The following is a 12,869-nucleotide window of genomic DNA, read 5'->3' on the forward strand; positions in this document are numbered from 1 at the left end:
CGTGTGGAGAACGGCAAAAAGCTGCGGAGAAAGCGGGGATGGCCCTCGCGCCGCGAGGAGAGGCTGTGGAGCCTTCCGAGGATACCGGGGATAAGCCGTCGGAACGCAGCGCAAATGTTCGGTCCGGACCGCTACGTCTCGCGCCTGGCCGGGGTCAGCGTGGACACCCTCTACGAGCACGGCTTTCGCGGTCTGATCATCGACCTCGACAACACCCTGATGGGCTTCCGCCAGACCGAACTCGAGGCCGATCACGTCGCTTGGGTCGAGCAAGCGCGGCTGCGCGGCTTCGCGATGGTGATGGTCTCCAACAATTTTACCGTGCGCGTGACGTCGATCGCGGAGCAGCTGAAGATCCCGTGTATTCCGAACGCGCTCAAACCGCTGCCGTTCGGGGTGATGCGGGCCGTTCGCATGCTCAGCCTTCCGCGCAAGCAGATCGCCGTCGTCGGCGATCAGCTCTTCACCGACGTGCTCTCGGGCAAACTCTGCGGGCTCTACACCATTCTTACCGAGCCGATCGAGCGCAAGGATTTTCCGATCACGAAGATCTTCCGGTTTTTCGAGCGCTTGATGTTGCCCGATCGTCCGACCGAGTGAGGAAAGCATGAAACTCGCGGTCATCGGCGATCCCGTCGCGCACAGCCGCAGCCCCGAGATCCATCGGCACCTTCTGCGCGAAGCCGAGATCGAGGACGGGAGTTACGTCGCCATCCGGGTGCCCGCGGTCAACGCGGTCGCGGTGATTCGGCGCATGCGGATGGACGGCTACACCGGCGCCAACGTCACCACGCCGCTCAAAGAAGAAGCGCTGCACGCGTGCGACGTGCTGACCGAAGAAGCGCAGCGCGCGCAGGCGGTGAACACGCTGTTTTTCGGGCCGCAGATCATCGGGCACAATACCGACGGCATCGGCGCGCGCAGCGCGCTCGAAGTGCTGCTGGAAGAGCCCGTCGCGCTCAAGCGCGTCGGCGTTCTCGGCTACGGCCCGACCGCTCGGGCGATCCTCGGCCATTTCTCGGAAAACGACGCGTATATGTTCGTCTGGGGACGCAACCAAGAGAAAGTACAGGCGGCCTGCGAACGCTACGATGCGCAGCCCTGGCCCAGTGAAAACCCGCCGGAAATCATCATCAGCACCTTGCCGCCGAAAGTCCGCTTCGAGCCCGACATGCTGGATGCGCTGATGCGCGCCGACATCCTGATGGACGCAAATTACGGAGGACGCTCGACGTTGCACCATCAGCTCGAACGCGAAATCGTGACCGGTGACGCGATGCTGGAAGAACAGGCGCGCGCGTCATTCGATTTTTGGCTTGCGCACGTGGAGGGTGTCGCGCCCGAGGGCAGCTAAGCCGCCGGTGTGAGCCAGCGTGCGATGTTGCGCACGTACTCTTTGAAGGTTTCGAGCCGCTGCGGATCGCGCTTCATCTCATCGCCCGGTTTGTCGGTGACGAACGATGGGCAACCGCGATCGACGTCCCAGTTCAGATCGCAGAAATGATGGAACGTGGATTCCGCGACCGCGCGGCCCGGCTCACCATCGATGACGACCGCGATGTTGAACGAGCGCCCGCTCTGCGTGCTGCGCCCGCGCGCGACGACCCGCGCCCGCGACTCGCTCGCCGGTGCGCCGACCGCCCCTTCGTGCGGATGCGCGGGGAAGAATTCGATCGCGCCGTTCGGTGCGCGATCGGAGCGAAAGATCTCGTGCACCGGTTCGATCAGTTCGACGCGCTGATAATTGCCGTTCGATCCCGAGTGATAGTTGGGCCACGGAATGTCGGGGTCGTCCTGATCGTCCTGCGCGCGGCGCGCCGGCTCTTCCTCGGGGTTGAAGTTGTGAAAGTGATTGACCACCCCGAGCAGACCGAGTTTGCGGATCGAGGCGCCCAGGTCGGCATGATCGCGCGCGGTCAACACGCCGCCGCCGGCATCGCGAAATGCGATGATGCCGGCGACGTCGTTGTCGCTCAGGCCGTCGCCCGTGTCGACGCCCATCAACCAGAGTTGATCGAACGAGGCGCGCGCGAGCGTCGAAAGCACCGGATCGTCGCTGCCGGCGTCGGGCTCGCGATTGCGGGCGGTGACCGCATGGCCGGCGCGCGCCAGCTCATCGCGCAGGAGCGAGAAGCGGCCGACGTGCCAATCGTCCGCGGCGTAGGGAATCGTGGTCTGTAGCAGTATGCGGGCCATACCACGAACGCTACGCCGCGCTGCGCCTTTGCGCAAGCCTCGGAGGTTTCCGCATGCCCGTTCCGATGGAAGTTCAGTCGACGATCGCGCAGCGCTACGCGCAGCTCGGCAACGCCGTCACGCACGATCCGACGCAAGAGGCAAGCGTGCTCGCTCCGCACTTCAAAGATCGCGCGCGCATGAAGCTCGCGACGTTCGAATACGATCCGCTCACTGTCTTGGTGCGCAAGATCGTTCTGCACGGCAACCGCCTCGAGGTCTATGCCGAGTATGTCGGCATCCATGGCCACAGCACGAACACGATCGACCGCTGGATAAAAATCGCCGGCGAATGGCGATTACTCGACCGCAATTAGTAACGCAGACGACAAAGCTTCAGCCTTACTATTAAGCCCGTGCGGGGGTGCATCGAACGTCACAGCGTGAGCGAAGCGAGCCCAGGGGGCGAGCGCAGCCACGACGGCTTTAAACGACAAAGCTTCAGCTTTGGCGGATAAAGCCCGCGGAGGGGGAGGGATTCGAACCCTCGAGACGCTTATCACGTCTGCTCGCTTTCCAAGCGAGTGCCTTCAACCGCTCGACCACCCCTCCGTAAAGCGAGAGGCTCCTTTCGGAGCCTCTCGTCGATTGGCATCGGCCGAACCAGAGTCCTGGTGTTTCTTAGAACGAGGCTGAGGTCGGCGTAGGCGTCGGCGATGGCGATGCCGTCGGCGCGCTGCCCGCGTTCCACTGTGCCACGAAGAACGCGTAGAAATGTCCGAACTGGAAGTTTGTCGTGGATTCGTCGGGATAGAATGTCCACTCGCCGTTCGCCGTCGTCGCCGGGCCGCTGAGTGTGTCCACGCTCAGGTCTAAGAAGCCGATATCGATTTTGACGATGTACAGGCCGGCCGCCTGCGACGAAGACGCGCGCGTGACGCTGAAGGAACTCGAAACCGGTTCCGGCGTGACAGTCGGCGTCGGTGTCGGGCTGGGCGTGGCGGTCGCGGAACTCGACGAGCACACCGCAAGCGTCGTGGTGGGAACCGTCAGCGAGAGATTCCGGAGCGAGACGTACCACGGCGCGCGAAAGATATCGGGATCGCAGCGGCTCGTCCATTCGCTGAAATCAAGCTTGTCGTTGGTAGTCAGCGATGTGACGAGCGTGTAGTAACCGGGCTTGCCGCGCGAGTCGGTTGCGGGAACACGGCTGCCGACCGAAAGCGATGGGCGGACCTCGCCCTTCTCCGCGCTGGTCGCGGCGCGGAAGTTCGTCAATTGGCCGGGGTCGCTGCCGGAGCCGAGCGACGGGGTCGGTGACTGGCCGGAGCCGCCTGAGCAGGCGTACACGAGGGCCGTCAGGGCAATCAGCGCTCCGAACGCGCGAGAGGCACGAACAGACATAGATAAACCCCCCGAGAAAGTAGCAGTCGACCGTTAAATTATGGCTCTTTTTAGCGCCCGCCTGCCAAGAGGGCTGTGAATTCACCGGCGGGCAGCGCGCGCCCGAACAAGAAGCCTTGAGCGAACTCACATCCGCAGTCGGCGAGGAAGTCCGCCTGGTCCTGGGTCTCGACGCCCTCCGCCTGAACCGAGAGGCCGAGCGCGTGCGCCATCGCGATGATCGCGGAAACGATCGCGACGTCGTTGGTATCGTCGGGGATGTCGCGCACGAACGACTTGTCGATTTTGAGCTTGTCGATCGGAAAGCGCTTGAGGTAGGAGAGCGAGGAGTACCCCGTCCCAAAATCGTCGAGCGCAAGCGCAAGACCGAGCCCTTTGAGTTGACGCATGATCCCGATCGAATCCTCGGCGTTGTGCATGGCAACGCTTTCGGTGATTTCGAACTCGAGTGTGTTGTGACGCAAGTGCGCGCTGCGTACCGCTTCCTCAATGCTCTTGGCCAAGTTGTGATGGAGAAATTGGCGGCCCGAGAGATTCACGGCCAAGTGAAGATCGCGCGCGTGTTCGCCCTGCCAGCGGCTGACTTGATCGATCGCGGTGCGCATCACCCACTCGCCGAGCTGCACGATGAATCCCGAGGTTTCGGCCTGCGTGATGAAGGTTTCGGGCGATGCAAAGGTCGCGTCGCGCTGCGGCCACCGGCACAGCGCTTCCATCCCATGGATCGCCCCGTCAGCCAAGCGAACAACCGGTTGGTAGAAGATCTGGAACTCCCCATAGCTCAGCGCGTTGGAGAGGCGCTGGTGCATCGGGAGTCGGTAGCTCACCGGCTCAGACCCCCGCGGGATGCCAGATCGTCTTGATTTCGCAGAAGTCGCCGATGTCGCCCAGACTCTGGGCGCTCGAGGCAAACCATTCGTCGCGCGAACGCATCGGATAGAGCCGTACGCGTTTCACGTTTTCCGCCGATTCCCGTTCGACCGTGTCGCGCAGCTGCGGATCGCCGCGCGGCACGACGATCGCGTTCACGTCCATGTGCTTGGCCATGACCGGGGCGATCTCGTTCCGATAGCCGGTAAGCACGTTGACCACGCCCGCCGGAAGATCGCTGGTCGCAAGTGCCTCGGCGAAGACGACCGCCGTGCGCGGATCGAATTCCGAGGCGAGAGCGACGACCGCGTTGCCGGCGACGACCGGCGGCAGCAGCACCGAGATCAGACCCAGCAGAGCGGGACGGTCCGGTGCGCACACGACCACCACGCCCATCGGTTCCGCGGTCGAGAAATTGAAATGCGGGCCGGCGACCGGGTTGCGCGTCGAGAGCAGAGCTGCGTACTTATCGCACCAACCGGCGTACCACACGGTACGGTCGATCGCCGCGGTGACTTCGCGTTCGGCCTCGGCTTCCGAGCACTCCGCGCCTTCCCGCACGCGCTCGGTCAGCTCGTCGCGGCGCGCTTCCATCATCTCGGCCAAGCGATAGAGAACCAGTCCGCGCGTACTCGGCGCGGTTTTCCACCACCCCGGCTGCGCAGCGCGCGCGGCAACGACCGCGTCGCGCGCGTCCTTGCGCGATGCGCGCGCAATGTTCGCACCAAATTCTTTTCCGTCCCACAACGGATCGCTGCGGCCGGATTCCGAGCGTACAAACGCGCCATTGATGTAGAGTTTGTACATTTTGCGGACAGAGAGCCGCACGTCGCCGTTCTTGGACATTGCGAAGGACCGGGTACGACGCAAGGGAGGGCGAGCCCTCGGGCGAAGCTGCGGCCCATGGTCTCCCCCAGTTCCCTTGGACGCGTCGTCGTCGCCGAACCGTTTGACGAACGCGGTCTTGCAGTCTTGCGCGAGGCCGGCGCGGAGGTAATTTCCCTCGTCGGCAGACCGCGTGAGGCCCTCTTTGAAGCGCTTCACGAAGCGCGCGGGCTGATCGTGCGCTCGGAAACACGCGTCGATGCGGCGTTGCTCGATTCGGCGCCGCGCCTCGAGGTCGTCGCGCGCGCGGGCGTGGGCGTCGATGCGATCGACGTGGAGGCCGCCACCGCCGCCGGCATCGTCGTGGTCAATACGCCAAGCGCGAACACGCTCGCCGCGACCGAACACACCTTCGCGCTCTTGCTCGCCGCGATGCGTCACGTGCCGCAGGCACACGCGGGCGTCCACGCGGGGCGCTGGGAACGCAAACCCTTCGTGGGGCATGAGCTGCACGGTAAGATGCTCGGTATCATCGGGCTCGGCCGCATCGGCAGCAACGTCGCTTCGCGTGCCGCGGCATTCGGGATGCGCGTAGTCGCGCACGATCCGTATCTCACCGCATCGCGCGCCCGCGCGTTGAACGTGGAGCTGTGCGCGCTCGACGATCTCCTCGAACGCTCGCAGGTGATCACGTTGCACGTTCCACTGACCGCGCAGACGCGCGGCATGATCGACCGGCGCGCGCTTTCGCGCATGCGCGACGACGCCGTGCTGGTGAACTGTGCCCGGGGCGGCGTGATCGACGCCGATGCATTGCTCGAAGCGCTCGAGCGTGGGCGGTTACGCGCGGTTGCGATCGACGTAGTTCCGCAAGAACCGCCGCCGCCGGACTCCGCTTCGGCGCGTTTGCTTACCCACGACCGCGTGGTCGCGACGCCGCATCTGGGCGGATCGACCTACGAAGCTCTCGAGCGGATCGCGCTCGAACTCGCCGTCGACGTCGTGCGCGTGCTAGGGGGCCGTCCGGCCAGCGGCGCGGTCAACGCCCCGATTCTCCACGGGGCCGACGCGGAACGCGCGAGCGCCTTCGTCGATCTCGCGCACCGGCTGGGCGCAGCCGTGCCGCAGCTCTTCGACGATCCGCTGCGACACGAAATCGCGCTAGTCTTGCAAGGCGAACTCGAATCGGTGGAGGCCGAACCCTTTGCCGGTGCGCTGTTGGCCGGTGCGCTGCCGCTCATAACCGACCGGCGCGTCACGCTGGTCAACGCTGCGGCAATCGCGCGCGAGATCGGCGTAAGCACGGTGATATCGCGCGAACCGGACGCATCGCCGTTCCGGGCCGCGTTGGTCGTGGCGGCCGGCGATCACCGCATCGTGGGCACCGTATTGCCGCACGGCCCGCGCATCGTCGAGATCGACGGATTCGAGATCGACGCGGTGGCCGACGGAACGATGCTGGTCACGCATCATCGCGACGTACCGGGCATGGTCGGCCGCATCGGTACGATTTTAGGCGAGGAGAACGTGAATATTTCCACCATGCAGGTGGCGCGCACCACGCGCGGCGGCGGCGCGATGATGGTACTGGAAGTCGACCGCGAAATCGATCGGGCAGTGCTCGAACGAATCGCGCAGGTCGAAGGCATGGCGTCGGTGCGCCTCGTTCGTCTGTGATCCTTCGACAAGCTCAGGATCATAAGGAATGATCTACATTGCGCGGCACGGTGAGTCCGATTGGAATCGCGAGGGGCGCTATCAAGGCCAGCGTGAGTCGCATCTGACGGAAGTTGGGATCGCACAAGCGCGCGCACTCGCGGACGCGCTCGCGGATTCCGAAATCACGCGTATCATTGCAAGCCCGCTCGCTCGCTGCGTCGATACGGCACGGCCTCTGACCGAGAGACTCGGCCTTTCGCTCGAGCAGGATCGCGATCTGATCGAGATCGCGCACGGCGCGTGGGAGGGACGGCTGCGGGCCGACATCGTTCGCGAGGATCCCGAGGCATTGCGGACGTGGCGCGAACATCCCGAACGCGCGCGCTTCGAGGGCGGCGAGACTCTTGCCGACGTGGAGCGCCGCTGGCTCGCGTTCGTCGCGCGGCTCGGACGCGCGGACAACGTCGCGATCGTCACCCACGACGTGCTGGTTCGCGTGGCGATTCTCACCGCGATGCATCGACCGCTCGCGCGGTTATGGGAGCCGCGTGTGCTCAACGGCGGTTACGCCGCCTTTCGCGGCGGCGGCTCGTGGGAGCTGCTCGAGGAATGCGCCGACGAGCATTTACGTGGTCTCGCCGTGGACACTGCGACGCAAGCGCTGTAAGTAACCTCATGGAACTGATTCTCGTGCGCCACGGCCAGACCGAATGGAACGCATCGCACCGTTTTCAAGGACATACCGACGTGCCGCTCTCGGCCAGGGGACGCGGACAAGCGAGCGCGCTGGCCGATGCACTGCGCAATATGCCGTTCACGCATGTGTACGCGAGCGACCTCGTGCGCGCACTGGAAACGGCGCGCGCGATCGCGGCGCCGCACGGGCTCCGCGTGGCGACCGATGCACGGCTGCGCGAATTCGATTTCGGCGCGTGGGAAGGGCTGACGTGGGCGCAGATCGTCGCGCGCGAGCCGGAACTCGGCGAGCGTGCTCCAACCCAGGCACGGCTCTACGCGCCGACCGGCGGCGAGCGCTTCGATCAGGTGGTCGAACGCGTGCGTTTCTTCTTTGACGAGATGCTGCCGGGCGTTGGGCCGCGCGCCTATGTGCTGATCGTGATGCACGCGGGCACGCTGCACGCCGCGATCGAGGTGTTGCGGCCGCAGGGTGTCGATCCGCTGGGAATTTCTTTCGCGCCCGCCGGCATCACGCGCCTGACGATGGAAGAGGGGCGCTGGCGGATAATCACCTGAACGATGTCGACCATATCGATTCCCCCGCTTGACGGCAACGCGGCTCGGGCCGCGCGCGAGCGTATCGATCAACTCACCAAGCCGATCGGCAGCCTCGGACGCATCGAGGAACTCGCCGAGCGGCTCGCCGCGATTCACGGCGATCAGCCGCCGGTCTACCAGCGCCGCGCGGTTCTGGTCGGCGCCGGCGACCACGGCGTAACCGCGGAAGGCGTGAGCGCGTACCCGAGCGAGGTGACGCCGCAGATGATCGGCGCCTTCCTGGGCGGCTTCGCGGCGATCAATGCCTTTGCTCGGGTTGCGAAAGCCGAGGTGTTCGTCGTGAATTTCGGCGTCGCCGGCGATTTGCCCGAACACGAGCGGTTGCTCGGCGTCGCGATCGGGCGCGGCACGCGCAATTTTGCGCGCGAAGCGGCAATGGATTCGCTCGACGTCGATCGCGCGCTGCAAGCCGGCGCGCGGGCGTTGGAAACCGTGATTGCGCGCGTCGACCCGCAGATCGTCGCGCTCGGCGAGATGGGCATCGGCAACACGACCAGCGCGGCCGCGATCATTTGCGCGATCACGGGCGTTGCGCCCGAGGACGTCGTGGGACGCGGCACCGGGCTCGATGACGAGGGACTGCGGCGCAAGATCGCCGTCGTCGCGTCGGCGCTGGCGCGCCTGCGCTCGAAACAGTGGCGAACGATCGCAAGCGAAGTGGGCGGATTCGAGATCGTCGGGCTGGCGGGCGTGCTGCTGGCCGCGGCGCAGCGCCGGATCCCGGTTCTGCTCGACGGGTTTATCGTGGCGGCGGCTGCGCTGCTTGCGCAGGCGATCGCCCCCGAGGCAATCGGCTATTGCATCGCGGCGCACCGTTCGCGCGAACTCGGGCACGCGGTCGCGCTGCGCCATCTCGGTCTGGTTCCGCTGCTCGATCTCGATCTGCGTTTAGGTGAAGGCAGCGGTGCGGCACTTGCGATGCCGCTGTGCGAAGCGGCGGCGCGGATGGTGCGCGAGATGAAAACCTTCGCGCAAGCGGGCGTTGCAACAGCGACCGAACCGATCGAAGCTTGAGACTGTTGCGCGCCTTCGGCGCGGCGTTTTCGTATTTTTCGATCCTGCCCGGCCCGTCGTACGACGGCGCAGCGGACGACGATGCGATCGCATTCTTGCCGTTTGTCGGTCTTCTCATCGGCGCGCTCGCCGGATTGGGCGGGTACGGCTCCGCGCAGTTGACCCACTCGCCGATTGCCGCGGCGATCGCGGCCTGGCTGCTCACGATTGCGCTGAGCGGGGCGATTCACCTGGACGGGTTTCTCGATTGCGCCGACGGGTTGTTCGCGATGCGTTCGGCGGAGCGGCGGCTGGAGATCATGCACGATCCCCGTCACGGCACCTACGCGATCGTCGGGATGGCGATGCTCAGCGTCGTGTGGCTGTACGCGCTGGCGCAAATCCCGGCGCCGATGCTGCCGGTTACGCTTGCCCTCACCGGGTTCTTCGCGCGCTGGAGCGCGGTCGGCCCGCGCACGATCGGTGCAATGCTGCCCGGAGCGGTGCTGGCGGTCGCACTGCTGGTGCTGCTGCACAACCATCGGGCGGCCGTACTGATCGGCGTCGTCATTGCTCTGGCCACCTCGTTCGTCGTCGAACTCTTCGCGCGGCGCCGGTTGAGCGGCGTCATTTCCGGCGACTGCTACGGTGCTGCGATCGTCGTCAGCGAGGTCGCGCTGCTGCTCTCGTTTCCGTATCTAGTAGCGCTGCGATGATCTCGGCGGTATCGACCAGGCGCGGACCCGGGCGATTGAGGTAGGCGTTGCCGTCGATCGGATACACGCGGTCCTCGCGTACGGCGCGCAGCGACCGCCAGATCGCGTTTCGATCGAGCTGCGCGATCGCCGCGCGCGTGCGTTCCAGATCGAACCCGCACGGGCCGACCACGATCGCATCGGGATCCTCGCGCGCAATCGCCGTCCATTCCAGCACCTGCGAATTCGCTCCCGGATTACCGAGAACGGGCTGCGCTCCGGCCAGCTCCACCAGTCCCGGCGTCCAGTGGCCGCCGCTCATCGGCGGATCGGTCCACTCGAGCACGAGCACGCGCGGACGCGGCGCGCGCGTACCGGTGCGCTCGCGCAAGGCATCGACGCGTGTTCGAAGGGCATCTACCAGCGCGTCGGCACCGTCACGATGTCCGGTAAGCGGGCCGAGATACGCGATCGTCGCGAAGACGTCGTCGAGCGACGAGGGTTCGAGCGAGATCAGGCGCGGATCGCCGCGCAGGCGCCGCACCGCGCGTTCGACGATCTCGTAGGAGACGGCGCACACCGCGCAGAGCTCCTGCGTCACGATCAGATCCGGCGCGAGCCGTTCGAGCAAATCCGCGTCGAGATGGTAGAGACTCGAGCCTTCGTGCAAACTGCGCCGCACGTGGCGGTCGATCTCGGCCGGCGAGCCGGCCTGCGGCAGCGCGGACGCGGTCAGTTTCGGCAGGGTCGTTGCGCCCGAGGGATAGTCGCACTCGTGCGTCACGCCGACGACCTGCGGACCGGCACCGATATCGAAGAGAATCTCGGTTGCGCTCGGCAGCAGGCTGACGATGCGCACCGGGCTCATCCCTTCGCGAAGACGAGTTCGTCGTCGATCGGCAGCATATCGACGATGGGCATGTCGAGCGGCAGCGAAACCGCGTGCGGATATCGCTTGCGAAAATCGGCATCGCCGATGCGGTCGCGCACCAGCCGCGCAGCGATGATTCGATTGACCTCCGCGAACTGGCTCGGGCTGCAGACCTCGCGCAGCCAATCGGCGATCTCGATGTCGTTGGCGGCACGGGCGACGGCATCGCGGAATTCCTCTTCGCCGAGCCCGAGCGTCTCGAGCATCCGCATGGTGAAACCGGTTATCGCGTAATCGCCGAGTTTTCCGCCGGGAAGGGTGGCGCGGAATTTATCGACGCTGCGCGCCGCCATGAGCAGATCGAGCCCCGCCAATTTCGTCCGCGGCGGCCGCGGCGGAGCCTTGGTCAAATCGAGAGCGTCCATGAGCCGAGCTTTCAGCCCGCGCTCGACCGCACCCTCGCAGAGCAGCGCGCCGGATCGTGGTGAGGCTCAACGGTCTCGTGAAAGCACCGCCGTGAGTGTCGCTTCGAAGGCGTTCGGGCGATCGAACATCACGAAATGCCGTGAGGGCGCAATCATGACGACACGGCCGAAGCGAGTGTGCGCGACCCAGCGCTGGTAGACCGCACGCTTGGCGGATTCGTTCGGATAGCCGCGATAGGAATCGATCGCGGGATCGTACGGGACGATCACCGTGAACGGCACGACGATGTCGGCGAGATTCGGCGTGAGGTCGAGCATGAGCGCGGCGCGCATCTATGCGACGATGGCGCGCGGATCGCTTTGCGCGGCGAGCCGCTCGACCGCGCCCACGTCGGCCGGCCTGGTGATCAGGTACTGGAGCTGGCGCTCGCGCATCACGGTGCCGAGTGCGGCGCGGGTGACGTGTTCGAACGGCGCGGTGGCCGCCGCGACGCGCTGCGCGCGCAGCGCGACAGTGGGCGCGACCGGGTAGCCGCCTTCGACGCTGATCAGCGCGCCGAGATCGTGCGGATGGGTTTCGGCGTAGAGCACGGCAAGCGTCCCGCCCAAACTGTGGCCCACCAGGATCGCACGGCGCAGATGCCGCTCGCGGATAAGCAGATGCAGTCCGCGTATCGCGCGTGCATCGAGATCCCCGCCCGCGACCATCACTCTTCCGGCGAACCCCGGCAGCGTGACGACGTAGAGATCGTACCGCGACGAGAGCGCGTTGATCTGCGCATTCCATTGGAGCGCCAGGACGGCGTGTAACCGCCTGCACGAGCTCAGTGAGTTGTGGTGGTAAGGCGGAGCCGTGAAGCCACGAACGGGCCGAACCTGCAACGCGGTGACTGCCAGGCGTATGGCATTGATAGTCGCTAGACTTGAGGAAGCGTGAAACGCATCGAACGCGTGCGGCTTTATCCCACGTTCCGTCAGGCGGAGCGCCTTCGCTTTGCGCTGGACGTCACGCGCGAACTGTACAACGCGCTGCTCCAAGAGCGTCGCGACGCATACCGTCTGCGTAAGGTGAAGATTTCTGCCAGGATGCAGTACGCGGAAATCACGGCACTGCGCAAGCCGATTGACCGTCTTGACGGCCGCCTTGCGGCAGTCTACCGGGAATGCGAAGACGCCGTACTGCATCGCCTCGACCTGGCGATGCAGGCGTTCTTCCGACGCATCGAGCGAGGCAAGACCCCGGGCTTTCCGCGCTTCAAGCCGGCGGCCCGCTGGAAGCAGCTGGCATTTCCACACGGCAATCGCGCGCTCACGTTCGATGCGGTGCAACGCTCGGTGAGGATCCCCGGCATCGGCCGCGTGAGGCTGCGTAAAGGCCGATCGGTCCCACCGTTCGGGCGGGCATGGATCCTGGAACGTAACGGCCGCTGGTACGCCTGTTTCGAATGCGAACGAGCCGAGGTGCAAGGACCGGTCGATCTGCGGCGGATCGTCGGTGTCGACCGCGGCATTCACGTATTGGCGGCAACCAGCGAAGGCCGATTACACGATAATCCCGCGCACGCCGAGCGCAATCGGCAGCGTATCGCTCATCATCAACGCGCGCTCGAGGCAATCACGCAGCGCGATTCACGCGGCCGCGCTCTGAATCGGCAC

General features: G+C 65.6%; 17 protein-coding genes and 1 tRNA gene. 9 read left to right on the forward strand and 9 right to left on the reverse strand.

Going from position 1 to position 12,869, the window contains the following annotated elements:
- The first annotated feature begins 114 nt into the window (after positions 1-114).
- Both VMF11_00260 and VMF11_00265 read left to right on the forward strand, forming a co-directional pair.
- A complete protein-coding gene (locus VMF11_00260) occupies positions 115-600 on the forward strand; it encodes a YqeG family HAD IIIA-type phosphatase (GenBank protein ID HTU68725.1) in 486 nt (161 codons plus the stop codon).
- A 7-nt stretch (positions 601-607) separates the two neighbouring features.
- On the forward strand, positions 608-1,354 hold the full coding sequence (locus VMF11_00265) for a hypothetical protein (protein HTU68726.1): 747 nt from the start codon (positions 608-610) through the stop codon (positions 1,352-1,354).
- On the opposite strand, the gene VMF11_00270 is transcribed toward VMF11_00265, so the two are convergent.
- Entirely contained in the window at positions 1,351-2,196 is an 846-nt protein-coding gene (locus VMF11_00270; protein ID HTU68727.1) for a hypothetical protein, read from the reverse strand. The genes VMF11_00265 and VMF11_00270 overlap by 4 nt on opposite strands.
- 53 nt (positions 2,197-2,249) lie before the next feature.
- Here VMF11_00270 and VMF11_00275 point away from each other — a divergent pair, with 53 nt between their 5' ends.
- Positions 2,250-2,552 (forward strand): hypothetical protein, encoded by a 303-nt coding sequence (locus VMF11_00275; GenBank protein ID HTU68728.1) that lies wholly within the window; start codon positions 2,250-2,252, stop codon positions 2,550-2,552.
- Between the two features lie 147 nt (positions 2,553-2,699).
- Here VMF11_00275 and VMF11_00280 read toward each other — a convergent pair.
- The 4 genes from VMF11_00280 to VMF11_00295 form a co-directional block, all read right to left on the reverse strand.
- Positions 2,700-2,787 (reverse strand) — tRNA-Ser (locus tag VMF11_00280).
- Positions 2,788-2,856: 69 nt separating this feature from the next.
- A complete protein-coding gene (locus VMF11_00285) occupies positions 2,857-3,579 on the reverse strand; it encodes a hypothetical protein (protein ID HTU68729.1) in 723 nt (240 codons plus the stop codon).
- Between the two features lie 50 nt (positions 3,580-3,629).
- Positions 3,630-4,406: an EAL domain-containing protein gene (locus tag VMF11_00290; protein HTU68730.1), complete on the reverse strand. Its 777-nt coding sequence runs from the start codon at positions 4,404-4,406 to the stop codon at positions 3,630-3,632.
- A gap of 4 nt (positions 4,407-4,410) precedes the next feature.
- Entirely contained in the window at positions 4,411-5,277 is an 867-nt protein-coding gene (locus tag VMF11_00295) for an aldehyde dehydrogenase family protein (protein HTU68731.1), read from the reverse strand.
- Between the two features lie 75 nt (positions 5,278-5,352).
- Here VMF11_00295 and serA point away from each other — a divergent pair, with 75 nt between their 5' ends.
- Genes serA through VMF11_00320 form a run of 5 tightly spaced genes read left to right on the forward strand, consistent with a single transcriptional unit; the run spans position 5,353 to position 9,938 of the window.
- Complete coding sequence (serA, locus tag VMF11_00300) at positions 5,353-6,951, forward strand: phosphoglycerate dehydrogenase (GenBank protein ID HTU68732.1); 1,599 nt, start codon at positions 5,353-5,355, stop codon at positions 6,949-6,951.
- Between the two features lie 28 nt (positions 6,952-6,979).
- The gene (locus tag VMF11_00305) at positions 6,980-7,600 is read left to right on the forward strand and encodes a histidine phosphatase family protein (GenBank protein ID HTU68733.1); all 621 of its coding nucleotides are present in this window, start codon (positions 6,980-6,982) and stop codon (positions 7,598-7,600) included.
- An 8-nt stretch (positions 7,601-7,608) separates the two neighbouring features.
- Complete coding sequence (locus VMF11_00310; GenBank protein ID HTU68734.1) at positions 7,609-8,187, forward strand: histidine phosphatase family protein; 579 nt, start codon at positions 7,609-7,611, stop codon at positions 8,185-8,187.
- 3 nt (positions 8,188-8,190) lie between these two features.
- Positions 8,191-9,243 carry a nicotinate-nucleotide--dimethylbenzimidazole phosphoribosyltransferase gene (cobT, locus tag VMF11_00315; protein HTU68735.1) on the forward strand — a complete coding sequence of 351 codons (1,053 nt, stop codon included), beginning with the start codon at positions 8,191-8,193 and terminating at the stop codon, positions 9,241-9,243.
- Complete coding sequence (locus tag VMF11_00320) at positions 9,240-9,938, forward strand: adenosylcobinamide-GDP ribazoletransferase (protein HTU68736.1); 699 nt, start codon at positions 9,240-9,242, stop codon at positions 9,936-9,938. Before cobT ends, VMF11_00320 begins: the two co-directional genes overlap by 4 nt.
- Here VMF11_00320 and VMF11_00325 read toward each other — a convergent pair.
- From VMF11_00325 to VMF11_00340, 4 genes are all read right to left on the reverse strand, one after another.
- Positions 9,886-10,776, reverse strand: a complete 891-nt coding sequence (locus VMF11_00325) for a cobalamin-binding protein (GenBank protein HTU68737.1) — start codon at positions 10,774-10,776, stop codon at positions 9,886-9,888. The genes VMF11_00320 and VMF11_00325 overlap by 53 nt on opposite strands.
- Before the next feature lie 5 nt (positions 10,777-10,781).
- Positions 10,782-11,213 carry a DUF5069 domain-containing protein gene (locus VMF11_00330; protein ID HTU68738.1) on the reverse strand — a complete coding sequence of 144 codons (432 nt, stop codon included), beginning with the start codon at positions 11,211-11,213 and terminating at the stop codon, positions 10,782-10,784.
- Between the two features lie 66 nt (positions 11,214-11,279).
- Complete coding sequence (locus VMF11_00335; GenBank protein HTU68739.1) at positions 11,280-11,546, reverse strand: hypothetical protein; 267 nt, start codon at positions 11,544-11,546, stop codon at positions 11,280-11,282.
- Entirely contained in the window at positions 11,547-12,095 is a 549-nt protein-coding gene (locus VMF11_00340) for an alpha/beta hydrolase (protein HTU68740.1), read from the reverse strand. It abuts the gene before it with no gap.
- Positions 12,096-12,146: 51 nt separating this feature from the next.
- On the opposite strand from VMF11_00340, the gene VMF11_00345 reads away from it, so the two are divergent.
- Positions 12,147-12,869, forward strand: a 723-nt coding sequence (locus VMF11_00345; GenBank protein HTU68741.1) for a transposase, incomplete at its 3' end; no start/stop codon positions are given.

Source organism: Candidatus Baltobacteraceae bacterium, assembly GCA_035502855.1.
Classification (GTDB): domain Bacteria; phylum Vulcanimicrobiota; class Vulcanimicrobiia; order Vulcanimicrobiales; family Vulcanimicrobiaceae; genus Aquilonibacter.